Origin of the sequence: Tessaracoccus sp. MC1756 (assembly GCF_014164735.1) — a bacterium.
GTDB lineage: Bacteria > Actinomycetota > Actinomycetes > Propionibacteriales > Propionibacteriaceae > Arachnia.
This window is the reverse complement of the sequence record NZ_JACJFZ010000002.1, coordinates 519,619-541,787: the sequence shown is the minus strand read 5'-3', so window position 1 is coordinate 541,787 and position 22,169 is coordinate 519,619. Positions and strand designations below refer to the sequence as shown.

The following is a 22,169-nucleotide window of genomic DNA, read 5'->3' as shown; positions in this document are numbered from 1 at the left end:
AGTTCGCCTGATCCTCGCGGGACCTCCGACGTGGAAGGTCTACGCCAGGGTTGCGAGCAACGCGGCCGCGTACGCGTTCTCGGCGTCCGGGTCGCGGTGGGTGCTGCCATCGGCCAACTCGACGACGAACTCACGGCCCTCCCTGCGCAGGCTGACGAACGTGTCGTCCAGCGCCATCCGCAACTGGTTCTCGTCCGGCAGCCACACCGTCGCCGACTGGGGCACCGAATCCAGGGCCCACTCGGTGGTGCCGTTGAACGCGAAAAGAGTGCCGGTCTCCAGGGGGCGGGCCTCGATGACCATGTCCGCCAGGTAGAAGACGTCGTCGATCATCTCCGTGCGCGTCACGGCGAACCGGTCCCCGGGGCTGGGCACCCAGGCCAGCCCCGCGTCGCGGAGGGCCAGCGCCAGCGTGAGGCTGATCATGTCGCCCTGTCGAGCGCGCGGGTGGCGACGGCCACCAGGTCGTCGCGGCCCTCCACGCCCACGCTGATCCGCAGCAGCCCGTCGGAGATGCCGGCTGTTGCCCTCGCCTCGTCGGTCATGCCGGCGTGGGTCATGGATGCGGGGTGGCAGATGAGGGACTCCACGCCGCCGAGCGACTCCGCCAGGTGGAAGATCTCCAGCCCGTCGAGGAACCGTTCGACGGCGGCCCGGCCGCCCGCCAGCTCGACGCTGATGAGCGAACCGAAGCCGGACTGCTGCGCCTTGGCCACCTCGTGGCCAGGGTGCGACGGCAGGCCCGGCCAGTAGAGGGTGCCGACGGCCGGGTGGTCCTGGATCGCGTCGACGAGGGCCGCCGCGTTCTCGCCGTGGATCCGCAGGCGGGCATCAAGGGTGCGGAGGCCGCGGAGGGTGAGGAAGGCGTCGAAGGCGCTCGACGTGAGTCCCAGCGCGTTGGCCCACTGACGCAGCTTCTCGTGGTGCTCCGGGGTGGCCGCGACTACGGCGCCTCCCACGACGTCGGAATGGCCGTTGATGAACTTGGTGGTGGAGTGCAGCACCAGATCCGCGCCGTGCTCGAGCGGGCGCTGCAGGAGGGGGGAGAGGAACGTGTTGTCCACCGCCACCAGCGCCCCGGCGGCGTGCGCGAGGTCTGCGGTGCGGCGGATGTCGGTGATCCGCAGCAGCGGATTCGAGGGCGTCTCGATCCAGACCATGGCCGCGCCACCGTCGAGTGCGGCGGCGAACGCGTCGTCGTCGTTGAAGTCGACGAAAATCACGTCCAACCGGCCCTGCGAGGCGAGGAAGGTGAACAGGCGCCAGGTGCCGCCGTACGCGTCATGCTGGACGACGACCCTGCCACCCGTCGGCACGAACGCCTCGGCGATCAGCGTGACGCCCGCCAGGCCGGTGGCCACCGTCGTGGCACCGGCACCGCCCTCGAGGGTGTTGATGGCGTCGTTGAGCAGGTCCCTGGTGGGGTTGCCGGAGCGGGAGTAGTCGTACTCGCGGGCCCGGCCCAACTCCTCGAACGCGTAGTTCGACGACAGGTAGAGCGGTGGGACGACGGCCCCGTAGGTGGCGTCGACGCCCAGGCCGGTGCGCACCGCCTCGGTCCAGCGGGAGAAGTTGTTCATTCCACTCGGCCTTTCTGCAAACTGTCCCCCAAGATATCCCGACGGGGCTGCTGCGCGGCTCGCGGCCCGCGGCAGTTCGCTGTCAGGTGAGGATCCCGGGGAACGGGAAAGGGCCCCGGCGACGCCGGGGCCCTTCCACGAATGATCGAGCGATCAGGAGATGCGCTCTTCGGTGCGGTCGCTGAACACGTGGAGCTGGTCAGCCGGTGCGGTGAGGCGCACGGTCTGGCCCTTCTCCGGGGCGGTGCGGGCACCGACGCGGGCGACGAACTGCTGGGCGTTGACGATCTCGTCGTCGGAGAGCCCGGCCAGGGTGCCGTACAGGTAGGAATCGGCGCCGAGCTCCTCGACCACCGCGACGTCGAGACCGATGCCCTCCTGAGCGACGCTGAAGGCCTCCGGGCGGATGCCGACCGTGAGGGTTTCTTCGCCCTCAGCGCGGGCCAGGACCTCACGCGGGATGCGCACGATGTAGTCGCCGACCTGGACGCCGTCTTCGACGCGCCTGCCGGAGATCAGGTTCATGGCGGGGGAGCCGATGAAGCCTGCCACGAAGAGGTTCTTCGGGTTGTCGTACAGCGCCAGCGGGGAATCGACCTGCTGCAGGATGCCGTCCTTCATGACCGCAACGCGGTCACCCATCGTCATGGCCTCGATCTGGTCGTGGGTGACGTAGACGGTGGTGACGCCCAGGCGCTGCTGGAGAGCGGCGATCTGGGTGCGGGTCTGCACGCGGAGCTTGGCGTCGAGGTTCGACAGCGGCTCGTCCATGAGGAAGACCTGCGGGTTACGCACGATGGCGCGGCCCATGGCGACGCGCTGACGCTGGCCACCCGAGAGGGCCTTCGGCTTGCGGGAGAGGAAGTCTTCGAGGCCCAGCAGGTGAGCGGCTTCCTGGACGCGCTTCTGGCGCTCTTCCTTGGGGACGTTCTGCATCTTCAGAGCGAAGCCCATGTTGTCCGCCACAGTCATGTGGGGGTACAGGGCGTAGTTCTGGAAGACCATCGCGATGTCGCGATCCTTCGGCGGGAGATCCGTGACGTCACGGTCGCCGATGAAGATGGAGCCCGAGTTGACCTCTTCGAGGCCGGCGAGCATACGCAGTGAGGTCGACTTGCCACAGCCCGAGGGGCCGACGAGGACCATGAATTCGCCGTCCTCGATCTCGAGGTTCAGCTTGTTGACCGCTGCGCGGTCCGATCCGGGGTAAACACGGGAGGCATCCCGGTAACTAACGGTGGCCATGCCACTTGTCCTTTCCACGGGCAGGTACGTGCCCGACGATCCGTTGTGGATTGGAACCCTAAGTATTTAGGTTTTCCTGAGCCGGACTTTACACCTTCCGGACTGATCGCCAACAGCGGGGTTCGCTTGTTGGTCGTAACAAACTGGTCACGATCAGCGGCTGGATCGATCAAACACAGCGGCGTCCACGGCGGGGCACGGTGGGGGCGTTTCACGTAGGCTTCACCCCGTGATCGACGAGCCGAAGTCCTCGGAAGAGCCCCGAACCGAGCAGTGGTGGCAGGACCAGGGCATGCCTTGGCGCAAGGAGCCGGGGCGTGCCGACTACTGGTGCCTGGGCTGGTTCGGCTTCATCGGCCTGTTCTCGCTCGTCCTGCTGCCCACCCGCGCGTGGCTGATCACCGCCGCCCCGGACTGGCTGGCCATGCTGACCGGCGGTCGGACCGCCGTCGCAGTCAGCGGTGCCTTGGGCTCGCAGGGCGACATGCCACACTGGCCCGTCGTGCTCCTGGTCGCCTCGATCTTCAGCCTCAAATTCGACTGGGTCTACTGGTGGGCGGGCAAGCTCTGGGGCCGGGGCATCATCGAGGTGTGGGCCGGTCAGTCCAAGCGCGCCCAGAGGAACTACGCGCGGGCTGAGCGGTGGGCGGAGAAGCTGGGGCCCCTCGGTTTCCTGGTGGCCTATTTCCCGATCCCCCTGCCACTGATGCAGGTGGTGTTCGTCCTGTCCGGCGCCACCAACATGAGCCTGCGGCGGTTCCTCGTCTACGACTACATCGCCTCCACCCTGTGGTTGGTCCTCTACTTCTGGCTCGGTTGGCGCTTCGGCGCTCCCATCGTCGACGTCCTGGAGCTCTACGCCCGGATAGCGATGTGGGTGGCGCTCGGGCTCATCGTCTTTGTGATTTTCACGAGTGTGCTCGCCCAGCGGCGTCGTGCCAAGCCCAATTCGGGTGAAGGCGCTTGAGAACCGGCTAAGGAGTGGAACCCGGGCACTGTGATGCCCCGCTCGGCTGATTGAGATCCCTGGAAGGGGCCGACCCCACGGTCGGCCCCTTTCTCACGCCTTGCCGCAGATGGCGACGATGAACGTGGAGTCCTCCGTGAAGGGGCGGAGGTCCCACGTCGAGAGCGGGATCTGGAGTTCGAGCCCGGCCTGCGCGCAGTCGGCGAGGAAGTCGCGGAAGTCGTAGCCGCGGCCGGCGCCGAAGCCGATGACGGCGCGTCCATCTTCTGCCAGGTGGGTCGCGAAGCGGTGCAGCACGTCAACCCGGGTGGAGGGGGCCAGGAAGCCCATCACGTTGCCGGCCGAGACGATCACGTCGAAGTTGGCTTCGATGCCCTGCGCCGGGAGGTCCATCTCCGCCAGGTCCCCGACGACCCACGTCGGGCCGGGGTGGTCCTGCCCGGCGGCCTCGATCAGTGCCGGGTCGACGTCGATCCCTACGACGGTGTGGTCGAGCTCGTGAAGCCTGCCGCCCACCCGGCCGGGGCCGCAGCCCGCGTCGAGGATGCGGGAGCCTCGCTGCGCCATGGCGTCGACGGTGCGGGCCTCGCCGTCGAGGTCGTTGCCCTGCGCCGCCATGGTCCGGAAGCGCTGGATGTAACGGCGGGAGTGATCGGGATCCGCTTGGATCATGCGGGTCCACTTGCTGGGCTCAGGGGTCATGCGCGCAATTGAATCAGAGCCTCCTGAGGGAGTCGAACCCTCGACCACTCGCTTACAAGGCGAGCGCTCTGGCCGCTGAGCTAAGGAGGCGTGGGCCCTATTGTGCCAAGCCGGGGCGCGGAATTCCGAATCAGGCGCCCGATGCGGCCACGAACATCTGGCCCTCACCGTGCACCGTGACGTCCTCGTCTGCGGCGAGGAAGGCGCTGTCGCCCGATTCCAGGTGCATGTCGCCATCGTCGCCCTGGAGCACGAACCGGCCCGCCGTGACCAGCGCGATGCGACCGCAGTCTGAGCGCGGTACCGGGAGGTGGGAACCGTCGACGGGGGACACCAGCCACAGCTCGAACTCCGGGAACGACGTGGGGTAGACGTAGACGCCGTCCGCGCCCTCGGCGACGAGGACGGTGGGCTGCAGGGGCTCGAAGCGGACCACCTGCAGCAGGCCGTCCACGTCGATGTGCTTCTGGGTGAGGCCGCCGCGCATCACGTTGTCCGAACTGGCCATGATCTCCACGCCCACGCCGCGGAGGTAGGCGTGCATGATGCCGGGCTCCAGCGCCACGGCCTCGCCGGGTTGCAGTGTGAAGCGGTTCATCAGGAGCGCGGCGAGGATGCCGGGGTCACCGGGGAAGTGCTCGTCGAGTTCGACGGCGGTGCGGGCGAACTCGCCCAGCGCGCCCGGGGCCTCGAGGAGGTTCACGGCTGCCGCGAGCACCACATCGACCAGGTGCCGCCGCTCGTCGAGCGAGAGGACGTCCAGGAAGACCTCCTGCAGGGCAGGGGCGGCGGCGCGGTCGCGCAGCGGGCCGATGACGGAGGCCAGTTCGTCGGCGACACCGAGGGCCTCGAACAGGCCGGCCGTCTCCAGCGGGTCGCGGAAGCCGAGGAGGCCCTCGAACGGGGTGAGTGCGACGATCGCCTCGGGCTTGGGCCAGTCGTCCTTGAAGGACCGGGTGGGCTCCGACGGGTGGAGCCCCAACAGCGATTCGCGGGCGTAGCCGACTTCGGCCTGCTGCCGCGAGGGATGCGCCTGCAGGCTCAGCGGGGTGGAGGCGGCAAGGATCTTCATGAGATAGGGGAGCCTGTCGCCGAACTCGGCGCGGGCGGCGGCGCCCACCACCTCCGGGTTCTCCTGGACGTGGGTGGCCAACGCCATCCCGTCGTCGAGGAAGGCGTGGCCCCCCGGATGCGTGCCCAGCCAGTACTCGGCCCATGGCCGGTCGTCGGGCTCGCGGCGGAGGATCCCCGGGATGGCCGTGTGGCTGCCCCAGGCGAAGTGCTGGACATGGCCGGTGAGTCGGCGCATCGGGGATCGGCTCCTAGGGACGTGGTGTGCGGGCAGAGGCGACTCTACCTTCGGACTGGGACCAGTGTTGCCGCAGTTGAATGACACAGGTGTCGTTTGCAGCTAAACTGACCGTCATGTCCGAGGCCCTCATGCACACGCCGGTCGACCTGACCGAACGCGAAGCCGCCATCCTCGACTTCGAGGACAGCTGGTTCACGTCCGCGGTGCCGAAGGAACAGGCGATCATGGAGAGCTTCTCCCTGTCGTCGGCCCGCTACTACCAGCAACTCAACGCCCTGATCGACACCCCGCGCGCGCTGGCCTACCGGCCGCTGCTCGTGAAGCGTCTGCGCCGCATGCGGAGCCAGCGTCAGGCTGCGCGCTCGGCGCGCCGCCTCCACGCCTGATCCGTCACCTACGGAACCTCAGCGCCGCCAGGCCCTCACGCAGCGGGCGTTTTGTGCCCACGCGGTAGCCGCCCTTGAGCAGGTCCGCCTGTACCTCGAAGTGATTGGCCGTGGCCCTGTCCCCGGAGCGGAGCATGGACCAGGCCACCGCAATCACGTAGAGCGGGATGAACGGCAACCCCAGGCAGTAGGCGTACTGCCACGCATGCGCCTCCTCATGGGCGAGCAGGTCAGGGATTCGCCCCTCGACCTCGCCCACCGTCTTGCCGGGAACCAGCACGACGTCGCCCACCGTCATCGCGCTGGCGTTGACCAGCGGCAGCTTCACCTGCTCGAACACGATCAGGTGGCCCTGACGGCGGGGCCGGCCACGGCCGGCAAGGCCCAGGACCAGCCCCAGTGGGGTGGACAGATTGAGCGCGTTGGCGACGTTCCTGAGGGTCCGCGGCGTGTCCATGGGCTCACTCTAGTGAACCGATGCCCCAGAAGCTTTGCACTCCCTTGGGGAGAGTGCTAATAATGGGGTTAGCACTCTCACGTTTGAGTGCTACCGAATTGCGGTGAGGCCCGGAAGGGCCGTCCGTCGCGGGCACCAGCAGTTCAACCTGACATCTGAAGACACCCGGGGCTAGCCGCCCCATCGACGGGAGGACTCCCGAACACCATGGCAAAGCTGATTGAATTCAATGAGGCCGCACGACGCGACCTTGAGCGCGGCATGAACACCCTTGCGGACGCCGTCAAGGTCACCCTCGGCCCCAAGGGCCGCAACGTCGTCCTGGAGAAGAAGTGGGGCGCCCCCACGATCACCAACGATGGTGTGTCCATCGCCAAGGAGATCGAGCTCGAGGATCCCTTCGAGCGGATCGGCGCCGAACTCGTCAAGGAGGTCGCCAAGAAGACCGACGACGTCGCCGGCGACGGCACCACCACCGCCACCGTGCTGGCACAGGCGATGGTCCGTGAGGGCCTGCGCAACGTGTCGGCCGGCGCGAACCCCGTTGGCCTGAAGAAGGGCATCGAGACCGCCGTCGCGGCGATCGTAGAGAAGCTCGGCGAACTCGCCATCGACGTTGAGACCAAGGAGCAGATCGCCGCCACCGCGTCGATCTCCGCTGCTGACCCCACCGTCGGCGAGATCATCGCCGAGGCGATGGACAAGGTCGGCAAGGAAGGCGTCATCACCGTCGAGGAGTCGAACACGTTCGGCCTCGACCTCGAGATGACCGAGGGCATGCGCTTCGACAAGGGCTACATCTCGCCCTACTTCGTCACGGACGCCGAGCGCATGGAAGCCACGCTGGATGACCCGTACATCCTGCTGGCCAACTCCAAGATCTCGTCGCTGAAGGACCTCCTGCCCGTGCTGGAGAAGGTCATGCAGTCCGGCAAGCCGCTGCTCGTCATCGCCGAGGACGTCGAGGGTGAGGCCCTGGCCGGCCTCATCGTCAACAAGATCCGCGGCACGTTCAAGTCGATCGCCGTCAAGGCGCCCGGCTTCGGCGACCGCCGCAAGGCCATGCTGACCGACATCGCCATCCTGACCGGTGCCCAGGTCGTCTCCGAGGAGGTCGGCCTGTCGCTCGACACCGTCTCCCTGGACCTCCTCGGCCAGGCGCGCTCCGTGCTCGTCACCAAGGACGAGTGCACCATCATCGAAGGCGCCGGCGACTCCGAGCAGATCGAAGGCCGGGTGGCCCAGATCCGTCGCGAGATCGAGAACTCGGATTCCGAGTACGACCGTGAGAAGCTCCAGGAGCGTCTGGCCAAGCTGGCCGGCGGCGTCGCCGTCATCAAGGTCGGCGCGGCCACCGAGGTCGAGTTGAAGGAGCGCAAGCACCGCATTGAGGACGCTGTCCGCAACGCGAAGGCTGCGGTCGAAGAGGGCATCGTCCCCGGCGGTGGCGTCGCGCTGCTGCAGGCCTCGAAGCTCGCTTCGGTCGAGGGCCTGACGGGCGACGAGGCCATCGGCGCCCAGATCGTGTTCGCCGCTGCTTCGGCTCCGCTGAAGCAGATCGCCTTCAACGCCGGCCTCGAGGGCGGCGTCGTGGCGGAGAAGGTCGGCTCGCTCCCCGCGGGCGAGGGCCTCAACGCCGCCACCGGCGAGTACCAGAACATGGTCGAGGCCGGCATCATCGACCCGGCCAAGGTCACCCGCTCGGCGCTGCAGAACGCCGCGTCGATCGCCGCGCTGTTCCTCACCACCGAGGCAGTCATCGCGGACAAGCCGGAGAAGGCCCCCGCGGGCGCTCCCGGCATGGACGAGATGGGCGGCATGGGCGGCTTCTGATCGCCTGAGACCCAGAGGGCGGCCCCACTTCGGTGGGGCCGCCCTTCTGCGTTCCCGGGGACTGGTCAGGGGCTGTGGGGGAGGGATTTCCCAACCCTAGGGGTATTGATCTGCCTCGAGACTAATGCCATGATGGGCGGACTTGAACGATCAAACGTGCAATGACGAAGGAGTCACGATGTCGCGTTCAGCGTCTTCCCGATTGCTCTCGGGTTTCGCTCTCACAGCCCTGGTCTGCACATCAGGCGTTGTCACAGCAATTTCGCCGCCCGCCCCTGCGGCCGCCGCCACGACAGCCGTGACACTGGTGGGCGATCTCCAGTCAGAACTCGGGTGCGCGGGCGACTGGGACCCAGGTTGTGCCGTCACCGGCCTCACCGATGCCGACGGCGACGGCCTCTGGACGGGCGATTTCACTGTCCCCGCAGGCAACTACGAATTCAAGATCGCGATCAACAACGCGTGGGATGAGGCCTACGGCCTCGACGGGGGCAACTACCCCCTGCGCCTCGCTGCGGACACGGCGGTCACGGTGAGCTTCGAGGACGGCTCCAACAAGGTCTCCCTCGGCATCGCCGACCTGCCGGACGGCTACCAGGAGTCCGACGCGGCGCTCGTCGCTGCGCCTTTCCGTGACCCGGGCGCCGGCAACAACTTCTACTTCGTCATGACGGACCGTTTCGAGAACGGCGACACCGGCAACGACGCCTGCATCGCCACCGGGCCCGCCGCCGACGGCGTGCTCCCCGTCGACTGCAGCGGCACCGACCGCCTGGTGACCGGCTTCGACCCCACCGACAAGGCGTTCTTCAACGGCGGCGACATCCAGGGCCTCCGCGACAGGCTGGATTACATCGACGGCCTCGGGATGAGCGCCATCTGGCTCACGCCGTCGTTCGTGAACCGTCCGGTGCAGGGCGTCGGCGCTGACGCGTCGGCCGGCTACCACGGGTACTGGATCACCGACTTCACGCAGATCGACCCGCACTTCGGCACCAACGCCGAACTGGACGCCTTCATCGACGAAGCGCACGCCCGGGGCATCAAGGTGTACTTCGACATCATCGCCAACCACACCGCCGACGTGATCCACTACGCCGGCCACGAGGGCACCAACCCGCCCTACGTCACCAAGGCGGCCAGCCCGTACAAGGACATCAACGGGGCGGAGTTCGACCCCGCCGCCTACGCACCGGGCACCGCGGCCATGCCGCTGATGCACCCCGACGAGCGCTCGTTCCCCTACGACCCGGAGATCCCGGCGGGCATGGAGGACGCGAAGTTCCCGGCGTGGCTCAATGACCCGACGCTTTACCACAACCGCGGTTTCGACCCCGCCTGGCCGGCCGGTGAACCTGCCCGCTACATGGACTTCGGCGACCTCGACGACCTCATGACCGAGAACCAGATCGTCGTCGACGGCATGACCGCCATCTACCAGGCCTGGACCGACCTCGGCATCGACGGCTTCCGCATCGACACCGCCAAGCACGTCGACTTCGTCTTCTGGCAGGAGTTCACCAAGTCCATCCAGGACCATGCCAAGGACGACTTCTTCATGTTCGGCGAGGTCTACGACGCCGACGCGCGCCTGCTGTCGCCGTACGTCCGCAACTCCGACATGAACTCCGTGCTGGACTTCGCCTACCAGTCCAGCGCCCTGGGCTACGCCAAGGGATTCACGGCGCAGGGCCTGTCCGGCCTCTTCTCGGCCGACGACTACTACACGACCGCGACCTCGTCGTCGTCCAGCCTCCCCACCTTCCTCGGCAACCACGACATGGGCCGCGTCGGCTTCCTCCTGGGTGACTCCGCGGACCGGCAGCAGAGATCCGAACTGGCGCACGAACTGATGTTCCTGACGCGCGGCCAGCCGGTGGTCTACTACGGCGACGAGCAGGGCTTCGTGGGCGACGGCGGAGACAAGGACGCCCGCGAGTCGATGTTCGCCTCGCAGGTGCCCAGCTACCTCGACAACTCCCTGATCGACGGTTCGTCCGCCGGCAGTGGGGCCCATTTCGGTACCGACGGAGTGCTCTACGACGACATCGCGGGTTTGGCCGCACTGCGCCTCGCGCACCCGGCGCTCTCCACCGGTGCGCAGACGGAGCTCTACGCCGAATCCGGCGCCGGCGTCTACGCCGCCGCCCGCGTCGACCGCACCGAGAAGGTCGAGTACCTTGTGGCCGTCAACAACGCCACGACGCCCCAGACCGTCGACTTCGCCACCCTGACGCCCGGCGCCACCTACGCGCCGCTCTACGGCGCCACCACGGGCGTGACCAACGTCGACGGCTCGGTCACCCTGACCGTTCCAGCGCTGAGCGCCGTCGTCTACAAGGCCGGTGCCCCGGTCGCGCCCGCTGGCGACGCCCAGCGGATCGCCGTCACCTCCGGCGCTCCCACCGACGGCCTGGTGCCGCTCATGGCGGACATCGCCGACGACCGCTGGGCGGAGACCTCCTTCGCCTACCGCGTGGCCGGCTCCAGCAGCTACACCCCGCTCGGCACCGCTGAGACCGACCAGCCGCGCGTCTTCGGCGACTTCGGTGCGCATCTTCCCGGCACCGTCCTCGAGGTGCGGGCGGTGAGCACCGACGCCAGCGGCGCGCGGGTCGCCGCCTCGACCACAGTCGTCGTCGGCACCGACCTGGGCGAGGCCGCCCCCGACGCCGGTGAGATCGACTGGTCCACCGCCGTCACCGTCCCCGGCAACCACAACGCTGCGATGGGCTGCTCCGGAGATTGGAAGCCCGACTGCGCAGAGGCGCTGCTCACGCTGGATCCGGTGAGCGGGCTCTACACGGGCACGTTCTCGCTGCCGGCCGGCAGCTACGAGTACAAGGTCGCGGTGGGCGGCTCCTGGGACGTCAACTACGGCGTGGGCGGCGTGCCGGGCGGGGGTAACTCGCTGTACACGCTGACCGAAGCAACCGAGGTGACGTTCTTCTACGACCCCGTGACGCACCTGTTCTTCAACACCGCCCAGAGCCCCATCGTCACCCTCCCCGGCAGCTTCAACGCCGCAGCGGGGTGTCCGGGGGACTGGCAGCCTGAGTGCCTCGCGACGCTCATGTTCCCGACGGGAGACGGCAACTACACCTGGTCCACCACCTCCCTCCCGGCCGGCAGCTACGAGGTGAAGGTCGCCCACGGTCAGTCGTGGGACGAGAACTACGGGGTCGGCGGCGTTCCCAACGCCGGGAACTACTCCTTCACCACGGCGGCGAACAAGCTTGTGTCGTTCGCCTACAACATCGACAGCCACCTGCTCGAGATCACCGTCGAGGATCCGCCGCTGGCCGGCACCGATCAGCTGCTCGGCCACTGGATCGACCAGCAGACCGTCGCCTGGCCGGCGACCGTCGCCGCTGGTGACCCGGCCACCCGCACCTGGGAACTCTGGACCGACGCGGACGGCGGGCTGGCGCTCGTCGACGGGGTCGTCACCAGCAGCACCGGGACGCCCGCGGTCAAGCTCGGCGACCTCACCTACGACGCTGCCGGCCTCACCGCGGCTCAACTCGAGGTCCGCGGCCACCTGCGCGGCTTCCTCGCGCTGAAGCTCGACGCCGACCGCGCCGCCGTCGAGGAAGCACTGAAGGGCGACCTCGCCGTCATCCAGCGCAACGCCGACGGGCTGCCCGAGGCATTCACCGGGCTGCAGATCCCGGGCGTGCTCGACGACCTGTACGCCTCCGACGCCCGCACCGGCGAACTCGGCGTGACGTTCGCCGCAGGCGTGGCGTCGCTCAGCCTCTGGGCGCCGACGGCCACCGACGTCGACCTGCTCCTCTTCGCCGACTCCACCGGCTCCGGCGAACCCACCCGCGTGCCGATGGCCGAGCAGGCCGACGGCACCTGGACGCTCACCGGGGAAGCAGGCTGGAAGAACCGTGCGTACCAGTTCGACGTGGGCGTCTTCGTCCCGTCACTGGACCGCATCGAGCGCAACGTGGTCACGGATCCGTACTCCATCGGCCTCACCCTCAACTCCACCCACTCGGTGCTCGTCGACCTCGACGACCCGGCCTGGGCGCCGGAGATCTGGACGGGCAACGAGGCGCCGGTGATCGACCAGTTCGTCGACCGCACCATCTACGAGCTGCACATCCGCGACTTCTCCATCACGGACGAAACCGTCCCCGAGGAGCTGCGCGGCACCTACGAGGCGTTCGCGCTGGAGGACAGCGACGGCGTGGCCGCCCTCACCGAACTGGCCGAGGCCGGCATGAACACCGTCCACCTCCTGCCCAGCTTCGACATCGCCACCATCGAGGAGGACCGCACCCAGCAGGTCGAACCGGTCGTCCCCGACGCCGGCCCGGCCTCGACGGAGCAGCAGGCCGCCGTGACCGCCGTGGCAGACCAGGACGCGTTCAACTGGGGCTACGACCCGTTCCACTACTCGACGCCGGAGGGCTCCTACGCCTCCGACGCGAACCAGATCGGCGGGAAGCGGACCTCCGCCTTCCGCGAGATGGTGGGTGGCCTGCACGGCATGGGCCTCCAGGTCGTGCTGGACGAGGTCTACAACCACACTGCGCAATCCGGGCAGGCCGACAAGTCGGTGCTCGACCAGGTCGTGCCGGGGTACTACCACCGGCTCAGCCTGACCGGCAGCGTCGAGAAGTCCACCTGCTGTGAGAACGTGGCAACCGAACACGCCATGGCCGAGCAGCTGATGGTCGACTCCGTGGTCACCTGGGCCCGCGACTACCACGTCGACGGTTTCCGCTTCGACCTCATGGGCCACCACTCCCGCGCCAACATGGAGGCCGTCCGCGCGGCTCTCGATGAACTCACCGTCCAAGCCGACGGTGTCGACGGCAGCAGCATGTACCTCTACGGCGAAGGTTGGGACTTCGGCGAGGTGGCGGGCAACGCCCGCTTCCACCAGGCCACGCAGGGGCAGTTGGACGGCACCGGCATCGGGGCGTTCAACGACCGGCTGCGCGACGCCGTCCACGGTGGTGGGCCCTTCGACGAGAACAAGTCCGAGTTCCAAGGCTTTGGCACCGGCCTCCTCACCGACCCGAACGGTGTGAGCACCCGGAGCGCCGACGAGCAGCGGGCGGACCTGAGGCACCGCCAGGACCTCATCCGCCTCGGCATGGCCGGCAACCTGGCCGACTTCTCGTTCGAGACGTCGGCGGGCACCGTCCAGAAGGGCAGCGAACTGGACTACAACGGCCAGCCGGCCGGCTACGCCACGCAGCCGTCCGAGTCGGTCAACTACGTCGACGCCCACGACAACGAGACGCTGTTCGACCTGGGCGTCTGGAAGCTGCCCACGGATTCGACGATGGACACGCGGGTGCGGATGAACACGCTCTCGTTGGCCACCGTCGCGCTCGGCCAGTCCCCGTCGTTCTGGCACGCGGGCACAGATCTGCTGCGCTCGAAGTCCATGGACCGCGACTCCTACAACTCCGGCGACCACTTCAACGCGCTCGACTGGTCCATGCAGTCGAACAACTTCGGCGTGGGCCTGCCTCCGGAGGAGAAGAACGGTGCGAAGTGGGACGCGATGCGGCCGCTCCTGGAGGACCCGGCCAACACGCCGTCCCCAGGCGACATCGCCACCTCGCGCACCCGTGCGCTCGAGCTGCTGAAGTTGCGCTCCACCTACCCGCTTCTCACGCTGGGCACGGCTGAGGACATCGCGCAGAAGGTCACGTTCCCCAACGCGGGCGCCGACCAGACGCCGGGCCTCATCCTGATGCGCATCGACGACACCGTCGGCACGGACGTGGACGATGCGGTGGACGGGCTCCTCGTGGCGTTCAACGCCACTCCGGAGGCCATCTCGGAACAGGTCGACGGCATGGCCGGCGTGGAAATGGCGCTCTCGCCCGTCCTCACCGACGGACCCGACGCCGACGCCACGCTGGGCACCACCTCCTGGACCTCGTCCACCGGCACGCTGACGATCCCGGCCCGTTCGGTCGTCGTCCTCGTGCAGGACCAGGAGCAGGCACCCAGCACCCCGCCGACGAAGCCCACCCCGCCAGTGCCGGCACCGCCCACCACGAAGCCCCCGACGACGCCTCCCGGCCCGCCGGCCTTCGTGCGCAGCGCTCCTTACACCCTGCCGGGGCTGCACATGGGCCTCAACGGGCGCGACTGGAACACCACCTGCGAGAAGTACTCGCAGACCGAACGGTGCCGCACCGAGATCTGGGCCACCGTCGTGGTGATCCAGGACGGGAAGTTCGTGCGGAAGACCGGATGGGCGTTCAACAACCTCACCTACCTGCCGTACATGACCCGGCAGCAGTGGCGGGGCAACCCTCTCGCGGCCACCAACGAGTGGACGGCGACGGACGGCCGCAGGTGGCGCACCGAGTGTGACACCGCCCAGACGGGCGGGAACGGCTGCCGGTCCTACGCCGAAGTGACCGTCTACACGGCGGTCGAGGCCGAAAAGGGTGGCGGCTGGATCTTCAGCCAGAACAACGAATGGGTGTTCAACAACATCGTGATGTTCCGCTGATCCCCGCATAAGCACTGACGCCGGCCGAGCACTGCTCGGCCGGCGTCACTGCGTTGTGGGGATCAGCGCGACATGCTGCGGAGCATGCGGTGCATCGCGACGCCGCCCCAGCTGGGGCCGGCCACGAACTGCTCGTCCAGGTCGACGAAGCCCCGCCGCGCGTAGAAGCGCCGGGCGCGCTCGTTGCCATTGATCAGCCACAGGTACATCGGGCGGCCGTCGTCCACGTTGCTGAACAGGGCGTCGGCCAGGCCGGTGCCATGGAAGTCAGAGGAGACGTACAACCGGTCGAGCTGGCGGGTGGCAGGGGCGGGCAGGAGGTCGTTCTCCACCTCCCAACTGGCAGGCGCATCCGTGATCGACGCGATGCCGGCGATCTGGCCGCCCACCCTGGCGACGAGCGCCCGGGCGGAACCGGGGTTGGCGAAACGCGCCTCCAGTCCGGGCACCCACTCGTCGCGGTAGGCGCGCTGGCGCTCGGCGAAATCGGTAGGCACGGTTCCGGCGTAGGTCGCGGCCTGCTGCGCGACGAGGAAATCGAACCAGCCCTCAGCATCGTTGGGTGTGGGCGTGGTCAACACGGGTACGGGCACGCGGTCATGTTATCGCTAACAGGCGTGCAAACCTGGCAAGCTGTGAACATGAGCCTGCTGGAGGTCATCGCACTGCACGCCGCCGACGCCGAGCGCGCCGAAGCCGGCGGCGCAGACCGCGTGGAACTTGTCGGCACCATGGACGACGACGGACTCTCCCCGGAGCCCCGCACGGTCGACAAGGTGCGCCGCGCCACCACCATCCATCTCCGCCCGATGGTCCGCCTGAGGCCGGGCTTCGGCACGGACGGAGGCGAAGCGACCCGGCTCAAGGGACTGATCTCCGCCTACCGCGACGCCGGCGCCGACGGGGTGGTGCTCGGCTTCCTGAACGGCGCGAACCGGGTGGACCGCGAGGTGGTCTCGGAGCTCGTCGGCGACGGCTCGCTGCCCTGGACGTTCCACCGCGCCATCGACCACTGCCTCGATGCGGCCAAGGCCTGGCAGGACGTGCGCACCCTGCCGGGCCTCACACACGTGCTGACGGCCGGTTCCGTGCGCGGCGTCGAGCAGGGCCTTGACGACCTCATCCGCCGCGCGAAGGCGGACGAGGAGGTGGCCCGCCTCATCATGGCCGGGGGCGGCCTCAAGCCGGAGCACGTGCCGTGGCTGGTCCGGGCGGGCGTGCGCGCCTTCCACATCGGGTCACCGGCGCGCCCGGGCGGCTCCTTCAAGGCCTATGTCGACACCGAACTGGTGGAGAGCTGGCGCGACCTCATCGACACCGAGGTGGCTCATGTCCGCAGGCCCCACTGAACGCCGCATCAACCGTCGCAGCGGCGCCCGCGTGATCGTGCTGTCAGCACCGGAAGGGGCGCAGCCGCAGGTCCTCCTGCAGGGCGACACGGACCCGGGCATTCCCGGCTCCAGGTTCTGGCAGACGCCCGGTGGCGGCATCGACGACGGCGAGTCGCCCCGCCAGGCGGCCGCGCGCGAGTTGTTCGAGGAGACCGGGCTCACCGTCGACGCCGAGGAGTTGGGCCCGCCTGTTGCCACCCGTACCGTCACGCACGGCTACTCGGACCGCGTCCTCATCCAGCACGAGACCTACTACCGGCTGCACGTGCCACTGTTCGACCCGGTGCATGCGGCCTTGAGCGAGGCGGAGGCGAGGCGGCGCGTCGAGACGCGGTGGTTCCCGCTCAGTGCCCTGCCCGGCGCCGTCTGGCCGGCGGAACTGCCACTGCTCGCGGTGCACGACGGTGAGGCGCTCGACCTCGGCGAGGTAGAGGAATCCACGGTGCCGGCAGGAAACTGAAGGGACTCAGCGTCCCCTGAGCGAATACAGCATGAAGCCGATGCTGCACCCCAGCGCGATGAAGCCCCACAGCGTGGTGAACATGGGCGACGGCTGCCCGGCGAGGTACCACTGCACCAGTAGCCCCGACGCGCCGACGCTGGTGGCGACATAGCCCAGAGCCTTGGTCAGCGGCTTGGTGCGGAGGCCGATCACGCCGGCCGCCAGCAGCATGAACGCCGAGGTGTTGCTGACCAGGAACCCCACGAAGCAGAGCACGGAGGCGACCCTGGCGAGGGCCCGGTGGCTCTCCGTGACAGGCACGGGGGTGCCGACCACGGGCGGGAGCGCCACCGACGGCGGGGGAGCCCAGGGGCCGGTGGGCGCCGAAGGGAGCGTGGGCGGCGGGTAGGCCGTCGCCGGCCCGGGCGGGTCGAGCGGAGGCCCGGTGGGGGGCGGGGGCGCGGTGTCCAGCGCGGACTGAGCAGTCGTCGGGAACGGCGAGAGCGGGTTGCGCGGGCCCGCCGGGGCGCCGCCCGGATCAGCCGTCATGAGTGAGGTGTACACCGTGAACGCATCCCTCGGGTCACGCGCGCCCGAGGGGCGGTCGCCGATGAGGTGGAGCGGCTGCTGGGGCGGTAGCGGGTCGAAGCCGGTGGGGTGGCCGACGGGGCCCGGGGTCTGCGCCCGGTACGGCTCGCCGGACGAGAGGGGGCCGACCACCGGGGTCGCGAACCCGTCCGGTCTCTCCACGGGCGCGTAGGCCGCGCCGTCCTTCCACGTCGCCATGGATCCATCGTAATGGCCCTGCGGCAACAGGGTCGGAAGGTCATGTGGGGCAAACGTACGGACAAACCTGTTCCAGGTACCTTGGTGCGCACATTTCCTGTTCACTTCACGGGGTAAATGAGCAGGATATGCTCAGGTCACGTTGCGCACAATAAGGTGGCGGGATGCAAAGCCGGACATTTCGGCAATCAGATTCGTGAAGATTCGGGAAAAACCATGGAAGTTATCATCGTCGAGAACGCTGACCAGGTGGGTCAGGTGGCCGCGGACAAGGTGATCGAGAACCTGGAGGGCATCGCAACTCCGGTCCTGGGCCTCGCCACGGGCAGCTCCCCGCTGTCGCTGTACGCCGAGCTGTCGCGCCGCTCCACCGAGGGCATCATCGATTTCTCGCACGGACTCGGCTTCGCTCTCGACGAGTACGTGGGCATCGACCCGGCGCACCCGGAGAGCTACCGCAACGTGATCCACCGCACCGTCGTCGAGCCGCTCGGGATGGATCCGGACCGCGTGCGCGTGCCCAACGGTTTCGCTGACGATCTGGAGGCCGCCGCTGACGAATACGACGAGGCCATCGAGGCCGCCGGCGGCGTCGACGTGCAGATCCTTGGCATCGGCTCCAACGGCCACATCGGCTTCAACGAGCCCTTCTCGTCCTTCTCCTCGCGCACCCACGTCGAGATCCTCACCGCACAGACCCGCGAGGACAACGCGCGCTTCTTCAACTCCATCGACGAGGTCCCCACGCACTGCATGACGCAGGGTCTCGGCACCATCATGGACTCCCGCGTCGCCGTCCTGGTGGCCACCGGTGAGCACAAGGCGGACGCCGTCGCAGCCATGGTCGAGGGGCCTGTCGCCAACGTGATGCCTGCCTCCATCCTGCAGTTCCACCCGAACTGCATCGTGATCGTCGACGAGGCCGCCGCCTCGAAGCTCGAATACGCTGCGCAGTTCAAGGCCCAGTACGCGCTGAAGCAGCAGCTCACGGGCAAGGCCTGACCAGCCCGGCCCACGTCACTTGGGCAGCCCGCTGCCCAAACGACTAGACTGTGCCGTCACTGGATTTTCTCTGAGAAGTGGGGGCGACGTGCCAACCGGTAAAGTGCGATTCTTCGACGCTGAGAAGGGCTTTGGGTTCATCACCAAAGACGGCGGTGGCGATGTCTACGTGCGCTCCAACGCGCTCCCCGACGGGGTCACCTCCCTCAAGCCCGGGCAGCGCGTCGAGTTCGGCGTGATCGAGGGCCGCCGGGGCGAGCAGGCGCTCAGCCTCCACGTGCTGGAGACCCCGCCGTCGCTGTCCAAGGCCCAGCGCAAGAACCCCGAACAGTTGACGATCATCGTCGAGGACCTGATCAAGATGCTCGACACCATCGGCAACGACTACCGCCATCAACGCCACCCAGACAGCAAGCATGCCTCCAAGGTCGCTTCGCTGCTGCGCCGCGTCGCCGACGAACTGGAGCTGTAAATGGCAAAACCCTTCAAACTGGATGCCGTCACCGCCGAGGCCGTCGACCTCGCCCGCGAAGCTGCCGTCGAAGAGGGCGGTGACGAGGCCGTCGGCGCCCACCTGGGTGTGGTCGCTGAAGAGGGCGACCGCATCGTCACCCACTCCTTCGAGTGCCTCCTGACGGGCTACGCCGACTGGCGTTGGGCCGTGACGCTGGTGCGCGCCTCGCGTTCCAAGGTGGTCACCGTCAACGAGGTCGTGCTGCTGCCGCAGCCCGCCGCGCTCCTCGCGCCTGACTGGGTGCCGTGGGAGGACCGGATCGGCGCCGGCGACATCGCGCCGGGCATGCTCATGGCCACGCCGGACAACGACCCGCGCCTGGAGCCCGGCTTCGCCGCCACAGACCTGCCTGCCGACGCGGACCCCTCGGAATGGGTCCAGCTGCGCACCACCGTCGCCGAACTGGGCCTCGGTCGCCAGCGGGTGCTGAGCCGCGTCGGTCGCGACGAGGCCGTCGAGCGCTGGTGCCGCGGTGAGGCCGGCCCGCACAACGAGATGTCGCGCGAGGCCCCCGCCAACTGCGCCACGTGCGCCTACTTCGTGCCTCTCCGTGGCTCACTGGGCGTCATCTTCGGCGCCTGCACCAACGAGTATTCGCCGTCCGACGGACACGTCGTGTCCCTGGACCACGGCTGTGGCGGGCACTCCGACGTCGTGGCCGAGCAGCGCCCCAAGGAACTGCCCGCTCCCGCGTTCGACACGGTGAGTGTCGACGAGAGCCTCTTCGACTGAGACTGGAAAGCCCGCGGGTCCGACGCTGATCGGGCCCGCGGGCTTTGTGTTGCCTGCAGGTGGGGCTCAGGCCGGGCAACTGGCCTTGACGACGAAGTTGACCGGGTCCTGGCCGGTGACGGCCGGGTCCATCAGGTCGTAGAACGGGCCGCTGCCCACGACGGTGAACCAGTCGCCGTCCCAGGTGATGGTGGCGCTGCCCAGGTCCCGTGCGGTGTCCATGTCGACGAGCTTGCCGTCATCGAACACGACGCTGGCGCTCACCACCGTCTGCTTGTCGCCGGTGGTGGTGACGGCGACCTTCGCGCCACCCTCGTTACTCCCGCTCATGGACCAGTTGTCGTTGACCTGGGTGCAGCCCACCTTGGTGATGGCTTCCTCGGTGTCGCCGAGACGCACGGCGGCACCGCCCTGGGGCGCTTCGGTGGTGATCTCCGTGGGAAGGGCCTGGCCGGCAGGAACATCGGCGTTGGCTTCTCCGGTGCCCTGCCCGACGGGTGACGGGGCGCCACCGGCGCCTCCGGTGCACCCGGAGAGCAGCAGCGCCAGCACGGCGGGTCCTGCGAGGAGGGATGCCTTCACACGGTTCATAGAACGCCCTTTCTGACTTCGGCCAGCTTAGGCCAGGATGCGAAAGGGACCCAGGCCTGACGCGGGTCGCGCATCGTGGACGCGCACCTGGTGAGCGTTCGCGGTGCGGAGGCAATAGGATGGTCGTCCGTGGTTACGAACTCCCCCAAGGCAGCCAAGCTGCACCCAGAGACCGCGCGCGGCACCGCGTCCGGACTCGACCGTTTCTTCGAGATCACCAAGCGCCGCTCGTCCGTCGGGCAGGAGATCCGCGGTGGCCTCGTCACGTTCTTCGCAATGGCCTACATCATTGCGCTGAACCCCCTCATCATCGGCACAGCTGCAGACAAGAACGGCAACCTGATCTCAGGCGCGCCCATGTACAGCGACGCCGCCCGCACCATCGTGGACGAGGCTGCCGTGGGCGCCTCCATCGGCATGGTGGCAGCGGCCACCGCTCTCATCGCGGGACTGCTGACCCTGGCGATGGGCCTGATCGGGCGCTTCCCGATCGGTCTCGCGGCCGGCCTCGGCCTCAACGCACTGGTGGCCTACGTGCTCGCGCCGCAGATGACGTGGCCCCAGGCCATGGGCCTCGTGGTGTGGGAGGGCATCCTCATCTTCATCCTGGTGCTGACCGGGTTCCGGACGGCAGTGTTCAAGGCCATCCCGAAGACGCTGCGCACCGCCATCTCGGTGGGTATCGGCCTGTTCATCGCGTTCATCGGCCTCGTCAACGCGGGCGTGGTCCGCCGCGGTGCCGGCACCCCCGTCGAGCTCGGTGTCGGCGGCACCCTGCAGGGCTGGCCGATCGGCGTGTTCTTCTTCGGAATGCTGATCCTGATCGCCCTGTACGTGCTGAAGGTCAAGGGCGCCATGTTGATCTCCATCGTCAGCGCCACCGTGCTGGGCATCATCATCGAGGCCGTCACGAAGGTGGGCGCCCAGTCGCCTGACGGCAGCAACGCCTACGGTTGGGCGCTCAACGTCCCGGCGCTGCAGAACTTCACGCTGCCCGATCTGGGCCTCATCGGCCGCATCGACATGTTCGGCGCGTTCTTCCCGGACGGCGAGTTCTCGCTGGCCAACTTCGTCGCGCTCCTGGTGCTGGTGTTCTCGCTGCTCCTGGCCGACTTCTTCGACACCATGGGCACAGTCGTGGCCGTGGGCTCTGAGGGCGGCCTGCTCGACAAGGACGGCATGCCGCCGCGGACCACCGAAATCCTGCTCGTCGACTCCGTCGGAGCCATGGCCGGTGGCTTGGGCTCGGTGTCGTCGAACACCTGCTACGTCGAGTCGACCGCGGGCGTCGGGGAAGGTGCCCGCACGGGCCTCGCGTCGGTCGTGACCGGACTCGCGTTCATCGCCGCGATTTTCCTGGCCCCGCTGATCAACCTGGTGCCCTCGGAGGCCGCCGCCCCCGTGCTGGTGTTCGTCGGGTTCCTGATGATCTCGCAGGTCGTGGATGTCGACTGGACGCGCCCCGAGGTGGGCATCCCCGCCTTCCTGACGATCATCCTGATGCCGTTCGCCTACTCCATCACCGTGGGCATCGGCGCCGGCATGGTGGCTCACGTGTTCATCAAGCTGGTCAAGGGTGAGGCCAGGAAGATCCACCCCCTGATGTACGTGGTGGCGGCGCTGTTCGTCATCTACTTCGTGCAGGGTGCGCTGATCGGCTGGCTCGTCGGCTGATCCTGCTGGACCACTGCGGGCCGGGCGGTATTCCGCCCGGCCCGTCGTCGTCCCCGCCG

Annotated in this window: 19 protein-coding genes and 1 tRNA gene; 10 read left to right on the top strand and 10 right to left on the bottom strand. The window is 68.3% G+C overall.

Features of this window, described 5'->3' with window-relative positions; all coding sequences use genetic code 11:
- Positions 1–39: 39 nt before the first annotated feature.
- The 3 genes from H5393_RS07920 to H5393_RS07910 form a co-directional block, all read right to left on the bottom strand.
- On the bottom strand, positions 40–426 hold the full coding sequence (locus H5393_RS07920; protein ID WP_182766191.1) for a pilus assembly protein CpaE: 387 nt from the start codon (positions 424–426) through the stop codon (positions 40–42).
- Positions 423–1,580 (bottom strand): cystathionine gamma-synthase, encoded by a 1,158-nt coding sequence (metB, locus tag H5393_RS07915; RefSeq protein ID WP_182766190.1) that lies wholly within the window; start codon positions 1,578–1,580, stop codon positions 423–425. Before metB ends, H5393_RS07920 begins: the two co-directional genes overlap by 4 nt.
- Before the next feature lie 153 nt (positions 1,581–1,733).
- Positions 1,734–2,825 (bottom strand): ABC transporter ATP-binding protein, encoded by a 1,092-nt coding sequence (locus H5393_RS07910; RefSeq protein WP_182762405.1) that lies wholly within the window; start codon positions 2,823–2,825, stop codon positions 1,734–1,736.
- Positions 2,826–3,054: 229 nt separating this feature from the next.
- Between H5393_RS07910 and H5393_RS07905 the strand changes: the two genes are divergently transcribed.
- Positions 3,055–3,792 (top strand): DedA family protein, encoded by a 738-nt coding sequence (locus H5393_RS07905; protein WP_370585954.1) that lies wholly within the window; start codon positions 3,055–3,057, stop codon positions 3,790–3,792.
- A 93-nt stretch (positions 3,793–3,885) separates the two neighbouring features.
- Here the strand turns inward: H5393_RS07905 and H5393_RS07900 are convergent, their stop codons facing one another.
- The 3 genes from H5393_RS07900 to manA all read right to left on the bottom strand — a co-directional run bounded on the left by H5393_RS07900 (position 3,886) and on the right by manA (position 5,803).
- Positions 3,886–4,494: a trans-aconitate 2-methyltransferase gene (locus tag H5393_RS07900; RefSeq protein WP_182766189.1), complete on the bottom strand. Its 609-nt coding sequence runs from the start codon at positions 4,492–4,494 to the stop codon at positions 3,886–3,888.
- Between the two features lie 17 nt (positions 4,495–4,511).
- Positions 4,512–4,584: transfer RNA gene (locus H5393_RS07895), tRNA-Thr, on the bottom strand.
- A 40-nt stretch (positions 4,585–4,624) separates the two neighbouring features.
- Positions 4,625–5,803 (bottom strand): mannose-6-phosphate isomerase, class I, encoded by a 1,179-nt coding sequence (gene manA, locus H5393_RS07890; protein WP_182762401.1) that lies wholly within the window; start codon positions 5,801–5,803, stop codon positions 4,625–4,627.
- A gap of 116 nt (positions 5,804–5,919) precedes the next feature.
- On the opposite strand from manA, the gene H5393_RS07885 reads away from it, so the two are divergent.
- Complete coding sequence (locus H5393_RS07885; RefSeq protein ID WP_182762399.1) at positions 5,920–6,192, top strand: DUF3263 domain-containing protein; 273 nt, start codon at positions 5,920–5,922, stop codon at positions 6,190–6,192.
- Between the two features lie 4 nt (positions 6,193–6,196).
- Here the strand turns inward: H5393_RS07885 and H5393_RS07880 are convergent, their stop codons facing one another.
- Positions 6,197–6,649 carry a hypothetical protein gene (locus H5393_RS07880; protein WP_182766188.1) on the bottom strand — a complete coding sequence of 151 codons (453 nt, stop codon included), beginning with the start codon at positions 6,647–6,649 and terminating at the stop codon, positions 6,197–6,199.
- A gap of 207 nt (positions 6,650–6,856) precedes the next feature.
- On the opposite strand from H5393_RS07880, the gene groL reads away from it, so the two are divergent.
- Entirely contained in the window at positions 6,857–8,482 is a 1,626-nt protein-coding gene (groL, locus tag H5393_RS07875; RefSeq protein ID WP_182762395.1) for a chaperonin GroEL, read from the top strand.
- A gap of 298 nt (positions 8,483–8,780) precedes the next feature.
- Positions 8,781–14,978 carry a pullulanase-type alpha-1,6-glucosidase gene (pulA, locus tag H5393_RS07870; RefSeq protein ID WP_370585953.1) on the top strand — a complete coding sequence of 2,066 codons (6,198 nt, stop codon included), beginning with the start codon at positions 8,781–8,783 and terminating at the stop codon, positions 14,976–14,978.
- Positions 14,979–15,040: 62 nt separating this feature from the next.
- Here the strand turns inward: pulA and H5393_RS07865 are convergent, their stop codons facing one another.
- Positions 15,041–15,571: a GNAT family N-acetyltransferase gene (locus H5393_RS07865; protein ID WP_182766186.1), complete on the bottom strand. Its 531-nt coding sequence runs from the start codon at positions 15,569–15,571 to the stop codon at positions 15,041–15,043.
- Between the two features lie 48 nt (positions 15,572–15,619).
- Between H5393_RS07865 and H5393_RS07860 the strand changes: the two genes are divergently transcribed.
- Together H5393_RS07860 and H5393_RS07855 are read left to right on the top strand one after the other, a co-directional pair.
- Complete coding sequence (locus H5393_RS07860; RefSeq protein ID WP_182766185.1) at positions 15,620–16,327, top strand: copper homeostasis protein CutC; 708 nt, start codon at positions 15,620–15,622, stop codon at positions 16,325–16,327.
- Positions 16,308–16,829, top strand: coding sequence for an NUDIX hydrolase (locus tag H5393_RS07855; RefSeq protein WP_182766184.1), 522 nt, complete (start codon positions 16,308–16,310; stop codon positions 16,827–16,829). The genes H5393_RS07860 and H5393_RS07855 overlap by 20 nt, the downstream gene beginning before the upstream one ends.
- A 6-nt stretch (positions 16,830–16,835) precedes the next feature.
- On the opposite strand, the gene H5393_RS07850 is transcribed toward H5393_RS07855, so the two are convergent.
- Complete coding sequence (locus tag H5393_RS07850; protein WP_182766183.1) at positions 16,836–17,597, bottom strand: hypothetical protein; 762 nt, start codon at positions 17,595–17,597, stop codon at positions 16,836–16,838.
- 216 nt (positions 17,598–17,813) lie between these two features.
- Here H5393_RS07850 and nagB point away from each other — a divergent pair, with 216 nt between their 5' ends.
- The 3 genes from nagB (at position 17,814) to H5393_RS07835 (ending at position 19,845) form a co-directional block, all read left to right on the top strand.
- Positions 17,814–18,599, top strand: a complete 786-nt coding sequence (nagB, locus tag H5393_RS07845) for a glucosamine-6-phosphate deaminase (RefSeq protein WP_182766182.1) — start codon at positions 17,814–17,816, stop codon at positions 18,597–18,599.
- Positions 18,600–18,687: 88 nt separating this feature from the next.
- The gene (locus H5393_RS07840) at positions 18,688–19,071 is read left to right on the top strand and encodes a cold-shock protein (protein WP_076063845.1); all 384 of its coding nucleotides are present in this window, start codon (positions 18,688–18,690) and stop codon (positions 19,069–19,071) included.
- Positions 19,072–19,845 (top strand): DUF3027 domain-containing protein, encoded by a 774-nt coding sequence (locus H5393_RS07835; protein ID WP_182766181.1) that lies wholly within the window; start codon positions 19,072–19,074, stop codon positions 19,843–19,845.
- Positions 19,846–19,911: 66 nt separating this feature from the next.
- On the opposite strand, the gene H5393_RS07830 is transcribed toward H5393_RS07835, so the two are convergent.
- Positions 19,912–20,427, bottom strand: coding sequence for a lipoprotein LpqH (locus H5393_RS07830; protein ID WP_182766180.1), 516 nt, complete (start codon positions 20,425–20,427; stop codon positions 19,912–19,914).
- 138 nt (positions 20,428–20,565) lie between these two features.
- Between H5393_RS07830 and H5393_RS07825 the strand changes: the two genes are divergently transcribed.
- Positions 20,566–22,110 carry an NCS2 family permease gene (locus H5393_RS07825; protein WP_182766179.1) on the top strand — a complete coding sequence of 515 codons (1,545 nt, stop codon included), beginning with the start codon at positions 20,566–20,568 and terminating at the stop codon, positions 22,108–22,110.
- The last annotated feature ends 59 nt before the right edge of the window (positions 22,111–22,169 follow it).